This window comes from Acinetobacter sp. 1130196 (genome assembly GCF_000588095.1).
Lineage (GTDB): Bacteria > Pseudomonadota > Gammaproteobacteria > Pseudomonadales > Moraxellaceae > Acinetobacter > Acinetobacter nosocomialis.
The window spans coordinates 17,387-39,136 of the sequence record NZ_JFWX01000006.1; the positions used below are offsets into that span (position 1 = coordinate 17,387).

The window sequence follows — 21,750 nt, forward strand, 5'->3', positions numbered from 1 at the left end:
CATAATTATTTCATGGTATATTCAGTACACAAAACAACCTTTAGTATGATCGAACCAGTGACAGCAATGACTACACATTCAAATTCCGTTTCAAAGCCAGATATCGACGACGTTAACATTAAAAGTATCCAAACTCTTGTAACACCAGCTGAGCTTAAATCAGAACTTCCATTATCTGATGTTGCTTCCCAAACTGTTCTAAAAGGCCGCGAAACTATTCGTAATATTTTAGATGGCTCAGATAAACGTTTATTTGTCGTTATTGGTCCTTGCTCTATCCATGATCCAAAAGCTGCTCACGAATATGCTGACCGCTTAAAAGCATTAAGCGAAAAGGTTAAAGATACTCTATATCTAGTTATGCGTGTTTATTTTGAAAAACCACGTACAACAATTGGCTGGAAAGGCTTAATTAACGATCCAGATATGAATGACTCATTTAACATTGAGAAAGGTCTACGTATTGGTCGTAAACTTTTGCTTGAGTTAAATGAAAAAGGTTTACCTTGTGCAACTGAAGCACTTGACCCTAACTCTCCACAGTACTACCAAGATTTAATTTCATGGTCTGCTATTGGTGCACGTACAACCGAGAGCCAAACTCACCGTGAAATGTCTTCTGGCTTATCATCACCAGTAGGTTTTAAAAATGGTACAGACGGCGGTTTAACTGTCGCAACCAATGCCATGCAGTCTGTTAAATATGGCCATAGTTTCTTAGGCTTAAATGAAGACGGTCAGGTTTCAATTATTAATACAAATGGTAATCCTTATGCACACGTAGTATTACGTGGCGGTAATGGTAAGCCAAACTACGATGCTGGCTCTGTTGCAGAAGCAGAAAATGCTTTAGCAAAAGCAAAAGTTAGCAACAAAATCATGATTGATGCGAGCCACGCAAACTCAAATAAAGACCCATACTTACAACCGCTTGTTCTTAAAAATATTACTGAACAAATTTTAGATGGTAATAAGTCTATCGTAGGTATTATGGTCGAAAGCCATTTAAAAGGCGGCCGCCAAGATATTCCTGAAAATCTTTGCGACCTTGAATACGGTAAGTCAGTAACTGATGGTTGTATTGACTGGGAAACTACTGAAAAGACATTGCTTGAAATGCATGAAGCTTTAAAAGAAGTTTTACCAAACCGTTAATTCATCTTTTAAAGATTGAAGATTAAACCCTCATTTTTTTGAGGGTTTTTTTTATTTTGTTTGGTCGGAATTCAGCTATGACAGCTATTCGTTTTTGATTATACTTCGACGAGTTTTTCCACTACGACCGCCTAAAATATGGTGCTGAGTTTCCGTCAACATTTGCTGAAGTGGCGCACGCTTTTAAGTGCTATCACTTTGCTGTGTTTACTATGGCACATTTTTTTGCCTACTCTTGTGCAAATTGGCATCGTACCTGAATTGTATACTATGCCTAGTCACTGCCAACCAGTTGTATTAGAGCATTCAGCCCACCAACAAAATTTTAATATGGAGCAGCATCACCTTTCACATGCTCATCACCATATGGAATCTATTCAGAATAAATTTCATACCAAGCATGCTCAAGAGGTTTTCGCGTTAGCTACTCAAATCATGAAGCATTGCCCGTTATGTACGCATGGCCTAGATGCAGCAATTTTAATTCCACTCATTGCTTTGATTTTTGTTTTAATTTTACGTTGGTTTAGCCGTGTACGATGTCTGTGCCATACGTGGACCATACAACTAGAACTTCCCGTTACTTTCTATATTTTACCGATTAAACACGCCCCACCAACTGCTCTATAAAACCATAACTTTTCTCATTCCTATTTTCAGGGATTCAAAATTTATTGCTTTTTATAGGGTCATTCTATGTCATCCCTCAAATTTCGCTTATCTGTTTTAAGCGCAGCATGCTTAACTGCTTCATCTAGCTCTCTAGTTTTTGCTGAAGACTTAACACCAGCAAACAATGACACAAAAACCTTAGCGACTATTGTGGTTACGGCAAGTCGCGAAGGTGAAATACTGAATAAAACTCCAGCTGCAATTAGCCAAATCAATAGTGAGCAAATAGAGAATAAACATGCCACTTTTATTGGACAACTTGTAAACCAAACACCAGGAGTCTTGATGAATGATCTTGGTAATGAACAGCACATGATGTCTATACGCCAGCCCATGACTACTGCTGCTGTTTATCAATATCTAGAAGATGGCCTTTCAATTCGACCTGTAGGTGTGTTTAACCATAATGCCCTGTATGAGATGAATATGGCGGGTGTAGACAATATTGAAATTTTACGTGGACCAGCAAGTAGTGTTTATGGAAGTAATGCAATTGGCGGAACCCTCAACTTTTTAACCAAGGCGCCGAGTGCCACACCAACAGCAGATATTGGTCTGAGCGCAAGTAGTGAAGGTTATCGCCGTGTTGACGTGGGAGCTTCTGATACCTTTGATACTCGTACTGGCGCCCATGGGTTAAGAGTTTCTGCCTATGCCAGTGATCGTGGTGATAGCTGGCAAGATCATGCCGAAGCAGATAAACAAAGCATTACAGTACGTCATGACTGGCAAATTTCTGATTCAACTAAACTGAAAAATATATTTACCTATAACCACTTATATGCAGATATGACAGGTAGCTTAAATACTGAAGATTATAGCCAACGGCCTGGCTATAGCTATCAGACATTTACTTACCGGGAAGTAGATGCAACACGTATATCCTCCCAACTAAGTCATGACTGGAATGATCAACAGCAAAGTCAAATCACTTTATATTATCGGGATAATACAACTGAGCAAAATCCAAGCTATAACATAAAAACTGACAAGAAAGATGGAGTTGCAACAGGAACTTACAGCGGGCAAACCACTTATAATAGTTTTCAGTCCTATGGAGTCAACCTACAACACTCAGCAACTTTAGGCCAATTCAAGTTAGTCGTGGGTAGTATGGCTGAGCACTCACCGACTCAGGGCAGAACTAATGATATTGAAGTTTTTCGAGATCCTGTTACACGTATTTATACGAGTTTTAAACAGCGAAAGCTTTTACGTGATTTTGATGTCGACGTTGATAATGAAGCGATCTATGCTCAAGTGAATTGGCAAGCTTTGCCTAACTTAAACTTAGTCGGCGGCACACGTTATGACTGGATTCGTTATGACTATCAAAATAATTTAACTCCTTCTAATGTTACTGGCGCTCCGGATGAAACAAGAAATTTTCATAAGGCTAGTCCAAAATTAGGAGCAATTTGGAATATTACTCCTCAAATCGACTTCTATACAAACTGGTCACAAGGCTTTGTTCCACCAGAGGTCAGTAGCCTTTACGGCGCAAATTTAGTTACGCCGAATTTAACTGAAGCAACTTTTACCAATATTGATGCAGGTATCCGTTTTAAAACATTCAATGACCGATTGGATGGTGAAATTACGCTTTATCGTTTAAATGGCGAAGATGAAGTAATTAGTTATACTAAACCCGATAATACCCGTGAACCACGTAATGCAGGTAAAACTCTTCATGAAGGTATTGAAGTCGGTGGAACTTGGCAAATTTCCGATCAGCTTGACCAAAAATTGAAAATTTCAGGTAGCTGGGCTCGTCATCATTATGAACAATTCCAGCCGTCAGCTACTATTGATTACAGTGGAAATGATATGCCGAGCGCACCAAAAACTTTTGGTACGCTTGAATATCAAATTAAGCCAATCCCCGAATTATTACTCTCAGCAGAAGGTGTATATGTAGGTTCATATTGGATTAATGACGCCAATACTCAAAAATATGATGGTCATACGGTACTCAACCTGCGTGCAAACTATCGTAAAAAGGCCTATGAAATATATGGTCAGATTTTAAATGTGGCAGATACACATTATGCTGAAAGCACTTCTTTTAGTAATAATGAAGTGAGCTATACACCGGCAGCTCCACGTACATATTTAATAGGTCTACGCTATCATTTTGGTAATTAAGTAAATTTAAGTTTGTGGTCACAGTTGGCCACAAACGATTAATTTAACTATAAATAAAAACAACTTAAGACAAAAGTAAAAAGCAGAACGGTTTCACTAATTTCAATTGTAGCGCCCACGGTATCTCCCGTAATGCCATCAATTCGTTTTATAAACAGATATCTTAAATAAATCAGGCTTATTAAAAAACCAATTACCGCTATCAGCCCTTGCCATTCCCAATACAAAGGTAACAGTAAAATTAATGCAGCTACTATCCATGAAACAGTTTTAGGCAAATGGTCTGTCAAAGAACGACCTAAGCCTTTTTCGCGAACATATGGTGTAGTTAAAAACAAAATAGATGGCACCACACGTCCAAGTGCAGGAACAAATACTAAGAATAGCGTTTGATGTTGATCAATCAATACAAAGACCAAAGCAAACTTGAGCAAACAAATGATAACTAAGCTCAGCACTCCAATTGGGCCGCAGCTCGGATCTTTCATGATTTGTAAAGTACGTTGTTTATCCCCAAAGCCACCTACCCAAGCGTCAGCTGTGTCGGCCAGTCCATCTAGATGCAATCCCCCAGTCAGCCAAATCCATAAAGTAAGTATAATTGCGGCAAGTAAAACAACGGGTAATTTGGCTAAAAGACAGGCAACAAGAAAAAGTATGCCACCAATAATCAGCCCAACCAGTGGATAAAACAAAATAGCCCGACCATTTTGTTGCGCCGTTGGTGTAGTCTTTAACTCAATAGGTAGAACAGTTAAAAATTGCAATGCAATCCAAAAAGGTGTCATATCCCACTCTCTAACTGATCTATATATAAAAACAAACTGAATTATGAGGAAATAAAAATGGGAATAGCAATCCCTATTCCCATTAAACACTTCAAAAACTGTGAAAAACTACTGTATTTGATAGCACTGCTTTAATTTGATGTAGTCGTAGTAAAAACTAGTTGGTGTGTAACGCGCATAGTTACACGCAGATTTAAATAAAGTCTCTTTTTCGTTATAAAGCATCTTCACTAAAGTCGAGCCTTGACTATTTTGATAAACATCCCACTGTATGTTGGCTGCCATAGGTGAAACTATTTCACCACGCCATGTACTTGTTGAATAGTTATAAGTCTGGCGTAGTGGTAAAGGCTGCATCATATTATGCAAATCCAAGCTAGTTGCCAGAGGAATAATAATTTCAGCATGGGCAAAACGTAAAACTGCTTTATATGGTTGAGCTTTATTTACAACAGCATCAACTTGTTGGAATAAATCTTGTTTGAGTCCTTGAGCAATTTCACTTGTAACTTGGTTCGACTCTGTGAAACTTGGACCTTTTTCATAAAAATCATTGGCATCATTAAATTCAGCATAAAATTTTGCGGCTTCCAAAGGCATATATTTATCAAAATCAACACCTTTTAACTCATCTTTCATACCACCAGAAATTGAATAAAGCTCATAAACATAAGCCGCAGCATCTACTGCACTAGCAATGGTATTTTTACCCTTACCTTTTTCTGTAATTTGCTCACCTTTTGGTGAAGTTACTGTAAAAGACCCATTATTGCTAAAACTATAACCTGTCGTACCAAGTTTTTTAATAAAGTCTGCTTTAAAAATCGGAGTGAGTACGGACTGGGCAATTTTTTCTGCTTGAGTATTCTTCGATAACTCACTCAACTTTTGGGCTAAATCTTTATTGTTTGCTTCGAAATCTTGATAGGCCTGACTAGCATCATAAATTTTTTGTTGGCTAGCACTAAGTGGTTGAGTTAAATCTTCAGTCGCATTTAGACTATGAAAATAAAGTTTAAAACGATCAACACCCCCGTCTACAAGACTAGGAACACTTGAACTCGATAAATTGGTATAAGACACAGGAACAATTTTATCTTTCAGCTGAGGCTGTTGTTTTATCAGTTCAGCAGTGAAGAATTTAGCACTATCCACCGCACGATCTACCCCAGAACTTTGTACCAATATAGATGCTTGAGAGTTTACAAGTGTTGGCAAGCGCTGTAATAGGCGATCGGCAATCCCGCGGTGTTCTAAAATACCGGTCATGGTTTCATTTCCATAACCGTATTGGCGAATACCTTCAACCCCATAGCCCAATAAAATATTGGCTTTCATCATGGCTTCCAAGTCAGCACCTAATTGCTCACCCAAAGGCGTTAAAGCATTTTCTGTTTTCGCCTGTTTCCATAAATTATAAAGTGCTAAATCATATTTAAGACTTGATAGTCCTCTCGAACCGTGTCGCGCAACCAATTCTGTAAAAACTGGCTGGAACCCATTTGGAGCTTGCTCATAATTTTTTAGATCTTGCTGTGGTTGATAAGGTGTTTTGGTTTGATAATATTTTGATGAATTTGTAGATGGTGGAGTTTGAACTTCTTGATCATCATTATTATTACAAGCCACGAGCAATAATGAGGCTGCAAGCACACTAGTTTTAAATAAAATATTCATAAGCCAAATAAGTAATTAATTAATAAATGCCAATAGCTTAATTTTTAGTAATGACAGTTCTATTACATAGTTTAAAATATCTTTATAAAAATAATAACTTACAAGTGTATAAAAATATAAAATTCATCTATCTCAACATAAAAGTTAATTGACCATCTGCTTCAGAAAATTCAAAAGAATATAATTTCCCAAGCTCTGCCGACATTTTAAGTAAGTCATCAAAAGGTTGCTGCTCGGCTAAAAAAGCCAATAGCTTAATCACCCCCCCATGAGTAACAACTAACGCATGCTGTAAATTATGTTTTTGCATATGCGTAAGCAAATCCTGCAAGCCTTTCAGAATCCTTTTTTGAAACTGGTTTAATGTTTCAGCGCGAGGTGGACAATATTGACTTGGTTTTTGCCAAAAGTTTGCAAGTAATTCAGGTGAAGTTTCATAAATTTGCTGAGTTGAGATACCTTCCCACTCCCCAAAATACATTTCTTTTAAGTCATGATTTATAAGTAAAGGGAGTTCTGCTGTTTTGGAAAGTTCCTCAGCAAAACAAGCACATCGTTTTAATGAGGAACTTACAATAATATCCCATGACTGGTCTGTGACTTGCTCAATGGTTGACTGCATTTGCTGCCAACCTTTTGCTGTTAACTCATCATCTAAATGCCCACGTAAAGTATGGCTATACTGACTTTCACCATGTCTGAGCAAATCGATCCTAAATTTACCCAATTTTATCCCCGCTTACAGCAGCTTGAGCAAAGGTAGCCATTTGGTTATGTAAGACACATGCCATTTTAACTAATGCCAAGGCAGTACCAGCCCCACTACCTTCGCCTAAACGCAAGTTCATCTTCAAAATCGGGTCAGCATTAAGTTCTTGTAAAATACGTAGGTGTCCATACTCAGCCGATTGATGACCAAATAACATCCAGTCACGTACTTTAGGGTTCATTCGTACCGCACATAAAGCGGCTACAGAACTAATAAAACCATCCACAATCACAGGTAAACCCACTTGCGCACAGCGAATATAAGCACCTGTAATTGCCGCAATTTCCAAACCACCTACAGCACATAGTGTTTTAAAGACATCACCAATGACATGTTTATGGTGAAGTTCAATTGCCTTTTCAATTACTTCAATTTTATGTCTTAACTGATCGGCACCAATTCCTGTACCAACTCCCGTTAATTGCTCAGCCGTATCATTTAGTAAAAGACAGGCTAACGCAGAAGCTGAACAGGTATTTCCAATACCCATTTCACCCGCAATATAAATATCTGCGCCATTCGCTTTAGCAGTATCTACACTTTTTTTCCCTAACTCTAAGGCAGCACGGCATTCGTCAGTACTCATTGCAGCTTGTTTGGCAAAATTTGCTGTGCCGGCACGAATACAGTGACGTTCAACACCTGCATATTGGTATGGTTCACCTACTGTGCCACAGTCAATGACTTGTAAATGGGCTTGATGATATTTAGCAATAACACTAATTGCCGCACCACCAGTTGTGAAGTTTTGCAACATTTGACGGGTAACAGCTTGAGGGTATGCAGAGATATTTTCTTCAACTACACCATGATCACCTGCAAAAATTGTAATCCAGGGATGGTTAACTTGTGGATGTGCATTTGACTGTAAACTAGCAAGTGTAATTGCAATCTGCTCTAAATCACCTAAGGCACCTGTAGGTTTGGTAAGCTGGAGTTGATGTTGCTCCGCTTGTTGTTTTGCGTCCAGATTAGGTTTCTGTACAGATTCTAACCACCAGTTCATTTTTATTTCTCACCTTTTAAAATCATTGGAAACCCCGCCACACAAAACACAACCTTATCTGCAATTTGCCCTAAGGCTTGATGTAGCCTTCCTGCTTCGTCGACAAAACGGCGGCTTATCTCACCGAGTGGCACAACGCCTAAACCCGTTTCATTACTTACTAAAATAATTTCTGACTGGAGTATAGGTAAAACTTTTAACAGCTGTTCACACTCAAATTGTTGAACGTTTTTGTCTTCTAAAAGTAACAAATTGGTTAGCCAAAGTGTTAAACAATCCACCAGAATAATTTGGTTAGGTCTATCAATTTCTTGCAGAGTTTTTGCTAAAAATAATGGTTCTTCAACCAAAGACCAGTGAGCAGGACGATGATTTTGATGATGGGCAATCCGGCTTTGCATTTCTGGATCTAGCGCTTGCGCCGTCGCCACATAAGTGACAGCTAATTGCATAGATATGGCCGTTTGTTCAGCCAGTCGGCTTTTACCAGAACGAGCACCACCTAAAATCAATTGCAACATGGCTCACCTAAAAACAAATGCTGATACGGATACAGCTGCCCTTGTAAAATTTGAGCCTCATAATAACCAAAGGTTAAATGCTCAACTTTAAGATCAAATTCAGCCTGATCGTATTGTACAGGTAATTGAGAAATTTTTTGTAAAATCAAATCACTACTATAGTCTTTTTTATACAAACCCAATGTAATGTGCGGATAGTAATCTAAAGCGGCAATTTCATTAGAAATTGAGCCTAATTTTTGACGTATGAAAGATAAGATATTTTCTTTATCCTGAATTTCTACAAATAAAGCACTACTAAAGCTATCAACCGAACCAATTTTTAATTGAAATGGTGCAATATCTTCTTTTCTTAAAATTTCCCTTTGCTGCACAAACTCACTAAAACAAAAGTCATCATCAACTTTAGTTTCATGAGTCAAGAAACCGCATATAAACAGCGTGACATGATATTGACGGTGATTAGGCTCTATTAGAAATTCTGAAAAATGCGCACGCAATTGATCTAGATAATGAACTAATTTCTGATCATTAATTTCTAGATACCATAAAGCGTAATTTTGACGCCCAAGGTGCCATTCGGGATAATCCCGCATAGACGTCGGCACCATGAGTGTGGAGGGTTTTAACAGCACAGTTTTAATTCAAAATCATTCAAATTTCGTATTAAAACATGTTTGCCTTTCAATTGTTGAGGTTAATTCATTAAGCACATTTAAACATATTAAGTGAGTGTAGTTTTGGCATTGTTCAACTTAATGTCCAAAGGTTGTTTACCTTGTTCAGAAAATAAATATTGAATAAGTTGAACCAACTCAACTTCAAGCTGTCTTCTTTGATTTGTATTCAATTCTAAATTCTGAATTTGCTGTTGCAGATGTTCAACTGCTTTAGTCTCTTCAATTTCTAAAAATTGAATCGCATAGGCATAACCTAAAGCAGCACCTTTTAATAAATTTTTATAAGGTAAATCATGACGAATATTCACTGCAATTGATGCTATAACACGTTCATTGTGATTGAGTTTGCGTAGTGGATCTCTAGCTACGCGTTGACAAGGATCTTTAAATGCATATTCACATGAGTCTAGAAAACTTTGTGACATTCGATCCAGATCTTTTGCATAGTTAGGTAATACAATTGCAAGTCCCTGCTTCACTTCTGCAATTAAGTTTTCTGCAAATGCTTTAACTGAATGATCACCCATGGCAACACCAATAGATTCATAACCCATTAAAGATGCATACCAAGCAAGCATCGCATGTACACCATTCCATAAACGGTTTTTAATGAGTTGAATGTCAGTAATTTGGTCAACCAACACCACCTGACGCAACTTTTCAAGCAAAGGGCTGCCTTTTTCTACATAAATTGGCATATCTGTTTCACTATGGAACAAGATTAAATCCATGCTTTGTAAGATATGTCCCGGCTGAAAATTACGGCGCATATTATCAACATAGATAGAAGCCTGATTTTGCTGATCTTGAGTCAGTTTATTACAGTCTTCAATTTCGATTTGGTCTTCTTGTTCAACATCTTCTAAATGCTGTTCAAGAAAATTATGCTTAATACGAAGTTGACGATATAAATTCTGATTAGAAAGTTTTGAAACCATACGATTAACTACGGTATCGCAAAAATAATGCTCTTTTAAAATATGCTCGGTGACATCTTCATCGTTAGTTAACTCGAGTAGAGCTTCTTTAAGATGCTTCATCACCAAATATTTCGCACCCACCTTATTTAAAATAATTAGAAAGGTTAACGGTTCTATACATGTTTCAAGTTGTGAATTAAAACGTGCATATAACCCTTTTGCGATTATCTGTGCTTCAGTTTCAATTGCTTGCTCGGGCAAACATAATGCAATCAAACTTGAATGAGTGTACATCTCTAACATTTGTTGTTCATTATCAGAGTCAACAATGGTCATATTCTCAATACGTTCATCATAAGAAAATTGCCCATAGCGAATACTATAGGTACCAAACGCATTTACAGCTTCGCGGAAAAGACTATTTCGTGTTGACGCAATAATACGTTTTGGTTTCGTATAACCATCCCAATGCGACAAGATCTGTGCTATATAACCACCACCAATAGCACCGAAACCATGTATTCCAACAGTAAGCTGATTCAGACTTTGCGGAAAAGGTTCCTGTATCTCTGGCATATCCATAACAGGAATAAATTGGTCGAGATCAGTTAAAAAATCATACATCTGGTCATAATAAAAATGCGCTTTTTCCAGCATTTCATCATTAGGTTCTTTAATATCTTTTAATAAAATTGTTAAACCTTTTGAGGTGTGAGCCGAGGTTAAACCATTTTCTGAATCTTCAAACATTAAACATTGGTTGGCGTCTAAATGAAGTTGACTAGCCGCTTTGAGAAAAATTTCTGGATGTGGCTTCCCTTGTTCTACTTCATCTCCACAAGTAATGACATCAAAAAATTTATAAACATTCGCATTAATTAAATATTCTTCGGCAATTGCTCTACGGCTTGATGTAGCCACAGCCATTCTTAGACCCGATTTTCTTAAACGCTCTAGAACTTGAACCAGACCTTTTTTAATAGGCACACCGTGTTTTCGAATATGTTCTAGTTCCATCTCATCGGCACGTTTTCGAATTTCCTTATATGGAACATCTACTCCGTATAAACGTTGTGCAAGCTTTTCCGCCGTTGTCGCGCTTAACCCCAAACATTGCATTAAATATTCGTGTGAAAACTCCTGTCCAATGAGTTCTTGAGATGCCTGTTGCAATGTTTGAAACCGTAACCGTTCAGTATCAAACATTGTCCCATCCATATCAAAGATAGCTCCATGAACAGGTTTTCCATGAAAAATAAGCACGTTTTTACCTCTTTTTTTGATCATGTTTTATTCAGGGTATACAAAAAATTGCTTAAAAAGGCAGGATGATAATAAATGAAACATTAGTGGTTATTTTTTAATCATAAATATAAGAAATCTGTTACTGAGAAGAGTTAAATACTCAAAAAGGTTGAACAATATAGATAATTCTGAAACTGAGTTTAAGTACAAAGGTAGCAAGCCTTCCTCGCTTGCTACCTTTGCTTCTTCTTTTTATGCGCTGATCATGTTTGTTTTTCTTAGGTCCATTTACTGCTAACAAACCTGCATTTTTTATTATGTCTTGCAGGTCTACCAATACCAGAAACTCATATAATTTTTGTTATTTTCTGGCAGAACCAAACAATACATAATAATGATAATCATTTTCATTTAGTGTGTCAACTTGCTATGCCCTTTTTTTAATCAATCAAGTACATCTACAAATTGCGCCGTTAATATGTGTGCCAAGTCTTTAGGATTTAAACCAATATCTAATCCTCTTTTACCACCACTTACATAAATTTTGCTTAACTCTTGTGCAGAGGCATCAATCACTGTCTTTAAGCGTTTCTTTTGACCTAATGGACTAATTCCACCCACTAAGTACCCTGTCAAACGTTCGGCATCTTTGGGATTTGCCATCTGCAATTTTTTACACCCAAATGCTGTAGCTACCTTTTTCAAATTGAGTTGATAGTTAACTGGTATGACCGCAACAAAATAATTTTTCTCATCGGTAACAAGAAGTGTTTTAAATACCTCGTTTACATCAAGGTTTATCTTTTCTGCGGCTTCCAAACCAAAACTTTTAGCATTTGCGTCATGTTCGTACTCATGGATAGAAAATTCGATTTTGTTACTTTTTAACAATCTACATGCAGGAGTCATAGGATTTTAGATTTTAATGAAATGAGCTTGATTATATTTATTTTAAAAAAAGTTTAAAATTTACTTAGGCTATTTACATCCTTTACATGAAAAATCAAACGAACATCGAACAAAAAACAATCTAAACTTGATATTGGGTAGATGACTCCAATATATTTAGTTGAGATTTAAAGTCTGAACTGGCGAATTTATGAGTTACAAACACAATAATCTGATGGCAATGCGTCACCGTTTTTGGGATGAGGCTTCAGATCATGTATTAAATGAAAAGCAATTTTTACAGCAGACCTTAATCGAACAAGGCATTTTTAATAATGCGACTTTTGATGATGTTAAGTACTTTTTCTATACACTGCCTAGCATCGTTATTGTAAAGGCTCATGCACTTGGTTTTATGCATGATTCCGTCAAGCAAATGGTTATTCAGCATATTCAAGCTAATCGTATGCACTTAATGCAAAAGGCTGAATTGAAAATTCAGTTTAAAATGTAATTTGCCGGTTAGTATCTGATACGGCGTTTTATAGTAGTTTATTTTTTCTGAATGGCGGATATTTTGATTTTCTTATTAATGCTTAGGCTATTTTTAGAAAATTAAAATCCCAAATGAGACTTTCAACTCACCATTCAGTCTGAGGGAACTATTTTAATACGTTCAAAACATGTAATATTCGTTACAATTTTAGATCACCAGCGTTTGGCTGCATGATGCGCATAGGATTCTATTTTCATGTCAAATCAGAACGATAAGCTTAAGAGTTTAAAAACTTCTTCCATGGATCGACGCTTATCAATCGCGAAAGCTTCTTTACTGGCAGGAACACGTTGGGCTACTGCAAGTGCCTCTTCCCTCTTTTCTAGTGAAGAAGAAAAAGAGAAGAAACGTAAAAAGGCAATGAGCGAACAAGCTAATTATCTTGTCTCTGAAATTGGCAAACTTAAAGGTTCTATTGTCAAGATTGGCCAAATGATGGCGCTTTATGGTGAACATTTTTTACCAGAAGAAATTACTCAAGCTTTAAATACCCTAAATAACCAGACCGTTGCTTTAGACTGGCCAGCAATTAAACCTCATTTACAAGAACAGCTAGGTTCCAAGTTAAATGATTTAACAATTGATCATGAGCCTATCGGTACGGCTTCTCTGGCACAAGTTCATCGCGCAACACGTAAATCAGACGGTTTAGAGTTAGTTTTAAAAATTCAATACCCTGGTGTTGCGAATGCAATTGACTCGGATATGAGCCTGTTTAAAAACATGCTTAAGCTTACACGTATGGTTCCTCAAACTCGTGAGTTTGATCAATGGTTTGATGAAGTACGTGAAATGATGCATCGTGAAGTCAATTATCACGTAGAGGCAGCCACAACACGTCGCTTTGCTGAGCGTTTAAAGGATGATGAGCGCTATATCGTCCCTACAATTGTAGATGAATACTGTACCGATCAAGTCTTATGCATGACCTTTGAACGTGGCGTGCCAATTAATAGTCCAGTCATGCTTTCCCTTCCTCAAGAACGACGTAATCAGCTCGGTGAAGCTTCACTAGAGATTGCAGTTCGTGAGATTTTTGAATGGGGTGAAATGCAAACTGATCCTAACTTTGGTAATTACCTTGTTCGTTTAGGTAATGGCCAAGATATTCAGGATAAAATTGTACTACTAGACTTTGGTGCGATCCGTCAGTTCGATGAACATTTACTCTCAGTTGCGCGTAATCTTATACAAGCGGGTTATCAGCATGATAAACATGCGATGGTCCAAGCAATGACTGGATATGAGTTTTTCGATGCAATGCCTGAAAGTATTAAACCCGGCATGGCCGATGTCTTTTTACTTGCGACAGAAGCATTCAGTACCCCTGCAAATAATCCAGATATGCCAGTGGGCCTAATGGATGAACATGAACGTTATGACTGGAAAAAGAGCCAGTTACATAGTCGTGTTATGCAGCAAGCAAGCAAATCAATGGCGTCTCGATATTTCTCGGTTCCTCCAAAAGAATTTATGTTTATTAGCCGTAAGTTTATTGGCGCATATACATTTATGACTGTGATTGATGCCAAAACCAATGTACGACGTATGATTCGTAATTTTGCTTAATATTATTAAGACTAGAATGATTCCGTGTCATTCTAGTCAATCCAAACAAAATAGTTCTTTTAAAAAAAATTTTTTCTTTTATAAAATCAATAAAATGTATTAAAACTTATTTTGCTTTTACCATTTATCTGCTCATTTTTTGAATGTCAGCAACGACATAGTTTTTTCTTATACAGCGTGTCAGCATAAAACAATAACAATGTGTTAGGACACCACAATCATGACAAATATGATCAATAAAGCCCAAGGGTTGGGTTTATCGCTGATCACGAAATTAGCTGGAAGCGATGTACTTGATCAACTCAAACTACGTAAATTTCTTGAAAAGTCTCTTTATCAAGGTTCAAAAGCTGGATTTAGAGCATTAAGTCAGACTCAGAAAGCATTTAAACCTAAGCAAATCCCCCAACAGCGTCTACCTCAACAGAAGAAAAACCTATTTGACTTAAGCCTCACTGAAGAACAACAAATGACTTCAGATGCAATGTCTCAATTTGCTCAAGAAGTTTTATTAGGATTAGCTCATGATGCTGATCAGGCAGGTCAATTTCCAGAAAGCCTTTGGCAATATGTAGAAGATTTAGGACTAAATTATTATGCTCTTCCAGAAGCACTAGGTGGTGTCGCCGCTGAACAAAATATTGTAAGTAACCTATTGATTGCTGAAAAACTAGCTGAAGGTGATTTTAGTCTTACAGCAGGACTTTTGAGTACGTTTAGCGTTATTAATGCTATTACACGTTGGGGTTCTACTGAAGTTCAGTCAATGTATTTACCTTGCTTTGCAGAAGACTCAGACATTACCGCCACTTTCGCTGTACAAGAAGCTACTCCGGCATTTAACCCATATATCTTAAAAACAAAAGCTTCTCTTGAAAATAATCAATATTTTATAGAAGGTGAAAAAACCTTAGTCATTTTAGGTGATTTAGCTGATGTGTTCTTGGTGAGTGCAGATTTTAATGGCAAGCCGGATGTGTTTGTAGTACAAGCGGGCGATACCATTTCCATTAAAAGTACCCCAGCTATGGGTCTCAAAGCAACAGAGACAGCTACTTTAAAATTCAGCCATACACCTGCTCTACGATTAGGCACAACAGATTTTGATTACACCGCCTTTCTAGATTTAGGCAATCTTATGTGGTGTGCAATGGCTGTAGGAACATGTGAAGCGGTAAAAGCCTATTGTATTAAATATGCCAATGAGCGAACTGCTTTCGGAGAACCAATTTCACATCGTCAAAGTGTCGCATTCATGATTGCAGATATGGCAATTGAAATTGATGCTATGCGCATGCTGATTCTAAATGCCGCAAGCCTTGCCGAAGCAGGTAAGCCATTCCACCGTGAAGAATATTTAGCTCGTATTCTTTGCGCAGAAAAATCAATGAAAATAGGAACAGATGGCGTACAAATTTTAGGTGGTCATGGTTTCACAAAAGAACACCCTGTTGAACGTTGGTATCGTGATTTACGTGCAACCGCAATTTTACATTCTGGCTTACATGCTTAAGATCAATCAGAGGATATTTTCATGAATTTACAAAATCCAAAAAAATTCAAAATGATGATTGATCAAGCACATGATGTTGCGATCAATGTATTACGCCCTATTTCCCGTAAATACGATAAAGCAGAACATGCTTATCCGAAAGAACTCGATATGCTCGCTTCACTCATTGATGGCATGAATGAAGGTGGTGAAGGAATTAATGCAGGTGCTGCCGGTGCAGGAAAACGTGGTGAATCTGATAATGAAGGTGTCCGTAACGGAACTAACATGTCAACAGCGTTAGGCATCATTGAAATGTGCTATGGCGATACTGGGCTATTACTCAGTATGCCACGTCAAGGTTTAGGAAACTCTGCAATTGCCGCGGTCGCAAATGATGAGCAACTAGAACGTTTTAAAGGAACATGGGCAGCTATGGCGATTACTGAACCAGGCTGTGGTTCTGACTCTGCTGCGATCCGTACTACGGCAACTAAAGATGGCAATGACTATATTTTAAATGGTGAAAAGATTTTCGTAACTTCTGGTGAACGTGCGGACTCGGTGGTCGTATGGGCTACACTTGACCGAAAACTTGGACGTGCAGCCATCAAATCATTTGTAGTGCCTAAAGGTACTCCCGGAATGAAAGTTGAACGACTTGAACATAAGTTAGGTATCAAAGCTTCTGATACAGCCGTTATTAGTTTTACTGACTGTCGTGTTCCGGCTGAAAACTTGCTTGGTAATCCTGAAATTGATGTTGCAAAAGGTTTTGCCGGTGTAATGGAAACTTTTGACAATACACGACCATTAGTTGCCGCAATGGCAATTGGCTGTGCCAAAGCTTCTTTAGAACGTATTAAAGAAATTTTTAAAGACCAATTAGATCCCAATTACTCGACTCCATATTTGCAAACTTCCAACCTTGCTGCGCAAATTTACCGAATGGAAGCCGAATGGGAAGCTGCACGGTTACTTATGTTGAAAGCCACATGGATGGCAGACAACAAAAAACCAAACTCCAAAGAAGCTTCCATCGCTAAAGCAAAAGCAGGTCGTGTAGGCAACGAAATCACTTTGAAGTGTGTCGAATTAGCAGCAAGTGTTGGCTATAACGAAGATGAACTACTTGAAAAGTGGGCACGTGATTCAAAAATTCTTGATATTTTTGAAGGTACTCAACAAATCCAGCAACTTATTATTGCTCGTCGTGAGCTTGGAAAATCTTCAAGTGAACTAAAATAAAGATATTGCAAGGGAGTTTTTTTACTTCCTTGCTTCTTAGCACTGTGACTTATTAGCAAAAATAAAACCCTCTAACCACATGACTAGAGGGTTTGGTATTTCAGGAATATATTTTTAATTATTCGGCTTGTGTTGTTTTTAATGACTTATCGACTACACCAAATTTTTTGAAGATTTTTGCACGACGTTTTGGTGAAATATTCGCTTTATTTAAATCACCTTTGTAGGGATCAAATACGCGCTTATCCATCATTTTAAACCATAATGAAGGAATTAATGCTGGTAGCAACATACTTGCATAACCACTTGGTAGCTCGGGTGCTTCATCAAAATGACGTAATGCTTGGAATGGACGAGTTGGATAAGCATGATGATCTGAGTGACGCTGTAACTGATATAAGAATAAGTTGGTCACTACATTGTTATTATTCCAGCTATGCTCTGGCATTGTACGTTCATATTGACCATTTTCTTTTTTCTGGCGCAATAAGCCATAATGTTCAATATAGTTAATAATTTCGAAGAGACTAATCCCGTAAAATGCTTGTGTTGCTAAATAAGGAATCGTACCTTTACCAAAAATTCCTACCATAGAAGCATGGAAAGCAGCACTCATACCCCAGCCTTGCAGTAATTCGTTATCGAGTGACCAAAACTCTTTACCTTTACGTTTTAAACGATTTTTCTCAATTTCAATTGCAGACTTAAAAGAACCAACAACTGTACGTGGCCAAAACTCATAGAATGTTTCACCCATACGTGAAGATGCCGGATCTTCAGGCGTAGCTGCACGCTTATGATGGCCATATGGATGCTCAATACGGAAATGGTTATAACCAGTAGGTACTAAAGCAAGATGAGATAAAATATGGTCGATACGATCATGTTTATGGCTTAGTTCATGGGCTGTATTAATTGCAATACCATTAATGGCACCCATCGAAATACCAAGCAAAATTTTGTCAATAAATGAAGTATCTTTACGGCTTTTTTAATAAAAAGCATAAAAATTTTCCGCATATTTCAATGGAATAAAACTTTTCACTAAACGCGAATAATATGGATCTTTCTCAAGAAGTTTAATTTCTTCATCAGTTGGATTACGCGCATCTTTACCAATAATTGTATCAATTGCAGGAATCACAACATGTAATAAAAGTGGACCACCTAAAGCAAATACTTTCTTTAATGGGCGTGGACCAAAATGGTATCCGGCTAAAATACCTAAACCAATTACAGGTAGAGCCGGACTAATCATCCATAAATAGCGCTTACGATCTATCTCACGCATAGACGCTGGCACTGGCATAAGTTCTTGCTGAACATTCACTGGTGCATTCATAGTCATATTTCCTTTTTCTATATATCTATATAGTTAAAGAAATACTATTTGCTTAACAGTTGTAACCGTCCAAAAAACCTATTTCAAAGTCTTTGGCATTTTCTTCCACTTTTTTGTCCTAAAAACACATGTTGATCTATTCTTATAGCTCACTATAATTTTATTAAAATAATGATTGATCATATAAACATGGATGCACTAAGTAAATTTTTTGATGATATCCACTTAAATAAGTCTGAATATATTTATATAAAAGCACAAGGTGAATGGGCTTTTAAAACACAAGATCAATCTGCTTTACTGGCTTACATCGTTTTAACGGGTTCTGTATATATTCAAATAAATAATGTCGAAAAAATAATTGCAAAAGCTGGAGATATTATTTTAATTCCTTCTGGAAAAGCTCATCAAGCTACAGATTCAAAAGCGACTGGAAGCAAACTGGTAGATTCTGTCGATATTACTCCCTTATTTAATGGGCATCGTCATGATCCAATTGAGTTAGGTTCATCAGCGCCTGAAAATACATTATTGCTCTGTCTACGCTGTCAAGTTGATACGTATATGGCGGGACCACTGATTAATGCATTACCATCTATTATGCTTATTCAACACGAAAACCAGACAACTCCTCCTGAATGGTTGCAAATAGGGCTTTATTTTTTAGCGGTCGAAACACAAAAAATTCAACCTGGTCATGACAAAATTATTGATCACTTAGTCAGTATTCTTTTAATTGAATGTATTCGTGATCATATTCAACAAATGTCAGATCAACAAAATTGGTTAGGTGCCCTCACACATCCAGAATTAAGTAATGCTTTATCCGCAATTCATAGTCAACCTGAAATAAGCTGGACTGTTGAATCATTAGCTGAACAATGCTGCATGTCACGATCTAAGTTTGCCAATCTCTTTAATAATATTATTGGTGAACCACCTCTTACTTATTTGCAGCATTATCGCTTTCGCTTAGGGAGCCAATATCTACGGACAAGTAATTTATCAGTTCAACAAATTTCAAATAAAGTCGGCTATTCATCAGAAACTGCATTTAGTCAGGCATTTAAGAGAGTATTTGATTTATCGCCTAAACAATATAGACAAAATTATATAGGTAGTAGAGATCAGTAATAAAAAAAGCGCCGAAGCGCTTTTTTTATTACATAAGTTTTATTTGATTTTAGCGTGTGACTTTAAGTATTCGCTGTAATCTTCGAGTATTTGCTGACCACGAGATTGGCGATAAAGCTGTTGTAATTGCTTTAACTGATCCGCTGGCATAGCATTTACCGCAGCTGAATTTACATTAGAAACGGCAACGACAACCAATTCATTAGGTAAGTTCGCTGTTGTAACAGACCACATACCAGGTTTCGGTGCAGGAACACTAAATGCTGCACGCTCAATTGCACGTTTTAAACCTTGTGAACGAGTAAACACACCTGCAGATTCAAAAGGTACTTTATTTTTCGCAACAACTTGTTCAGCCGGCTGAGTTTTGAATTCAGTCAACATGGTAGCAATTTTCGCTTGAGCTGCTTTGCGTGCTTTCTCATCAATTACTTTAGCTTTTGCTTCGTTCATTGCTTGAGCAAGTGGTTTAACGCCAGCAGCATGATAATCACGCACCTTAACCCAAACAGTATCACCATTCGCTAATTGAATATTTGATGAAGCGTTACGATCGCCATTTTTCACATCATCATTAAACAATTTAATTTTTACGTTTGGATCGCTTAGTTGTGGATTTTGAGTAGCTAAAGTTACACCATTTAATGATTCAATTTTTGTACCTTTAACTTGCTGTACAACTGCATCTAAAGAATCATTACCTACAATTGTTTCATTCAAACTATTTACTGTATCTGAATAAACAGTAGCAACCTTATTCTTTTCGACTTCGGCAGTTAAACGCGCCTTCTCAGCTTCAAACGAAGGAATTTGATTCGCTGGAGTCTCTGCTTCAATAATATGGTAACCATATTGTGTTTTTACTGGCTGCGAAACTTGACCATTTTTCAAACTTGAAACAGTTTTATCAAATGCATCAGAGAAAACACCAGGTGCATACGCCTCTACTAAACCGCCTTTCGTTTTTGAAGTTGGATCTTCTGAGAACTGAGCTGCTGCTTGAGCAAATGAAAGACCGCCTTGAATTTTTGCATATACCTCATTAGCAAGCTTTTGAGCTGCCGCATCATCACGAGCATCTGTCGTAATAAGAATATGCTTCACAACACGTTTAGCATTTTTTTGCTGAGTTTCTACAAATTTAGCATAGGCTTGTTTGAGTTCAGCATCTGTTGCTGGTGCAGGTTTCGCCATTAAGGACGGAGATAAAACAACATAATCTACATCAACAGAAGCAGGCTGTTTAAACTCGTTTTGATGTTTATTGTAGTAGTCAGTCGCTTCTTGATTAGATGCTGTTAAACCCGTTTTATAGGTATCTAACTTAATACTAGCTAAATGTAATGTACGCTGTTCAGTTTGCAAATTCGCAATTTGCATTACATCAACTTTACTCACTAAAGCATAATCAGAAAAAGTTGAAGTCAACATTTTCAAAGCGTGATCTTGACGCAAGCTCGCAATTAAGGCTTGGCTTGTCATACCAATTGAACGCAAATAATTTTCATATAATTTTTGTGAAAACTGACCATTTTCTTGCAAGCTTGGTTGCTGAGCTAACATTTGCTCGATTTGAGCATCGCTCAAAGAAATACCCAATTTTTCAGCTTGCTGAATGAGTAAATTACGAGATACCAATATATCGAGAGCTTTTGCTTGAATAACCGGTAAATTAAGTAAACTTTCATCACCTTTTACAGCAGCTAAATATTGTTCTTTATACCTTTGCGTTAAAGTTTCAAGGTCTTTTTTTGATATGTCCTGTCCATTTACAGTTTTTGCGACATCTGCCTTGTTTCCCCTATTAAAATATCCATTAATACCTACAAGCGCTAAAGGGGTCAAAAACAAAATTAAAAGGACTTTGCCGAGCCAACCCTTAATGACTGTACGAAACGATTCCATAAGTATTCCAATATTTTATTTCGAGGAGAATTTTAACT

17 protein-coding genes and 1 pseudogene are annotated in these 21,750 nt (G+C 37.3%); 8 read left to right on the forward strand and 10 right to left on the reverse strand.

Annotation, left to right across the window (positions count from 1 at the left end; translation table 11 throughout):
* Window positions 1–45: 45 nt before the first annotated feature.
* The 3 genes from J671_RS09175 to J671_RS09180 all read left to right on the forward strand — a co-directional run bounded on the left by J671_RS09175 (window position 46) and on the right by J671_RS09180 (window position 3,972).
* Window positions 46–1,155 (forward strand): 3-deoxy-7-phosphoheptulonate synthase, encoded by a 1,110-nt coding sequence (locus J671_RS09175; RefSeq protein ID WP_009504867.1) that lies wholly within the window; start codon window positions 46–48, stop codon window positions 1,153–1,155.
* Window positions 1,156–1,293: 138 nt separating this feature from the next.
* Window positions 1,294–1,785, forward strand: a complete 492-nt coding sequence (locus J671_RS0104315; RefSeq protein WP_004887396.1) for a hypothetical protein — start codon at window positions 1,294–1,296, stop codon at window positions 1,783–1,785.
* Between the two features lie 66 nt (window positions 1,786–1,851).
* Window positions 1,852–3,972: a TonB-dependent receptor gene (locus J671_RS09180; protein WP_004887398.1), complete on the forward strand. Its 2,121-nt coding sequence runs from the start codon at window positions 1,852–1,854 to the stop codon at window positions 3,970–3,972.
* 47 nt (window positions 3,973–4,019) lie between these two features.
* Here the strand turns inward: J671_RS09180 and J671_RS09185 are convergent, their stop codons facing one another.
* From J671_RS09185 to ybaK, 8 genes are all read right to left on the reverse strand, one after another.
* A complete protein-coding gene (locus tag J671_RS09185; protein WP_004887400.1) occupies window positions 4,020–4,760 on the reverse strand; it encodes an adenosylcobinamide-GDP ribazoletransferase in 741 nt (246 codons plus the stop codon).
* Window positions 4,761–4,868: 108 nt separating this feature from the next.
* On the reverse strand, window positions 4,869–6,437 hold the full coding sequence (locus J671_RS09190; protein ID WP_004887401.1) for a histidine-type phosphatase: 1,569 nt from the start codon (window positions 6,435–6,437) through the stop codon (window positions 4,869–4,871).
* Window positions 6,438–6,564: 127 nt separating this feature from the next.
* A complete protein-coding gene (locus tag J671_RS09195; protein ID WP_031982065.1) occupies window positions 6,565–7,164 on the reverse strand; it encodes a histidine phosphatase family protein in 600 nt (199 codons plus the stop codon).
* Window positions 7,157–8,212, reverse strand: coding sequence for a nicotinate-nucleotide--dimethylbenzimidazole phosphoribosyltransferase (gene cobT / locus J671_RS09200; protein ID WP_004709021.1), 1,056 nt, complete (start codon window positions 8,210–8,212; stop codon window positions 7,157–7,159). Before cobT ends, J671_RS09195 begins: the two co-directional genes overlap by 8 nt.
* A gap of 2 nt (window positions 8,213–8,214) precedes the next feature.
* On the reverse strand, window positions 8,215–8,733 hold the full coding sequence (cobU, locus tag J671_RS09205) for a bifunctional adenosylcobinamide kinase/adenosylcobinamide-phosphate guanylyltransferase (protein WP_004709022.1): 519 nt from the start codon (window positions 8,731–8,733) through the stop codon (window positions 8,215–8,217).
* Window positions 8,721–9,344: a 2'-5' RNA ligase family protein gene (locus tag J671_RS0104320; protein WP_004887405.1), complete on the reverse strand. Its 624-nt coding sequence runs from the start codon at window positions 9,342–9,344 to the stop codon at window positions 8,721–8,723. Before J671_RS0104320 ends, cobU begins: the two co-directional genes overlap by 13 nt.
* A 113-nt stretch (window positions 9,345–9,457) precedes the next feature.
* On the reverse strand, window positions 9,458–11,596 hold the full coding sequence (mtlD, locus tag J671_RS0104325; protein WP_004887408.1) for a bifunctional mannitol-1-phosphate dehydrogenase/phosphatase: 2,139 nt from the start codon (window positions 11,594–11,596) through the stop codon (window positions 9,458–9,460).
* 426 nt (window positions 11,597–12,022) lie between these two features.
* On the reverse strand, window positions 12,023–12,487 hold the full coding sequence (gene ybaK / locus J671_RS09210; protein WP_031982067.1) for a Cys-tRNA(Pro) deacylase: 465 nt from the start codon (window positions 12,485–12,487) through the stop codon (window positions 12,023–12,025).
* A 190-nt stretch (window positions 12,488–12,677) separates the two neighbouring features.
* On the opposite strand from ybaK, the gene J671_RS09215 reads away from it, so the two are divergent.
* The 4 genes from J671_RS09215 (at window position 12,678) to J671_RS09230 (ending at window position 17,331) form a co-directional block, all read left to right on the forward strand.
* Complete coding sequence (locus tag J671_RS09215; protein WP_004709029.1) at window positions 12,678–12,980, forward strand: hypothetical protein; 303 nt, start codon at window positions 12,678–12,680, stop codon at window positions 12,978–12,980.
* Window positions 12,981–13,217: 237 nt separating this feature from the next.
* The gene (locus J671_RS09220; RefSeq protein WP_004887411.1) at window positions 13,218–14,591 is read left to right on the forward strand and encodes an ABC1 kinase family protein; all 1,374 of its coding nucleotides are present in this window, start codon (window positions 13,218–13,220) and stop codon (window positions 14,589–14,591) included.
* A gap of 229 nt (window positions 14,592–14,820) precedes the next feature.
* Window positions 14,821–16,104: an acyl-CoA dehydrogenase family protein gene (locus J671_RS09225; protein ID WP_171073486.1), complete on the forward strand. Its 1,284-nt coding sequence runs from the start codon at window positions 14,821–14,823 to the stop codon at window positions 16,102–16,104.
* Window positions 16,105–16,125: 21 nt separating this feature from the next.
* A complete protein-coding gene (locus tag J671_RS09230; RefSeq protein WP_004887415.1) occupies window positions 16,126–17,331 on the forward strand; it encodes an acyl-CoA dehydrogenase family protein in 1,206 nt (401 codons plus the stop codon).
* Window positions 17,332–17,449: 118 nt separating this feature from the next.
* Here J671_RS09230 and J671_RS0104335 read toward each other — a convergent pair.
* Window positions 17,450–18,673 (reverse strand): annotated as a pseudogene (locus tag J671_RS0104335) (alkane 1-monooxygenase).
* A 189-nt stretch (window positions 18,674–18,862) separates the two neighbouring features.
* Between J671_RS0104335 and J671_RS09235 the strand changes: the two are divergent.
* A complete protein-coding gene (locus tag J671_RS09235; protein WP_031982070.1) occupies window positions 18,863–19,807 on the forward strand; it encodes an AraC family transcriptional regulator in 945 nt (314 codons plus the stop codon).
* 39 nt (window positions 19,808–19,846) lie between these two features.
* Here the strand turns inward: J671_RS09235 and J671_RS09240 are convergent, their stop codons facing one another.
* Window positions 19,847–21,712: a SurA N-terminal domain-containing protein gene (locus J671_RS09240; protein ID WP_004887420.1), complete on the reverse strand. Its 1,866-nt coding sequence runs from the start codon at window positions 21,710–21,712 to the stop codon at window positions 19,847–19,849.
* Between the last annotated feature and the right edge of the window lie 38 nt (window positions 21,713–21,750).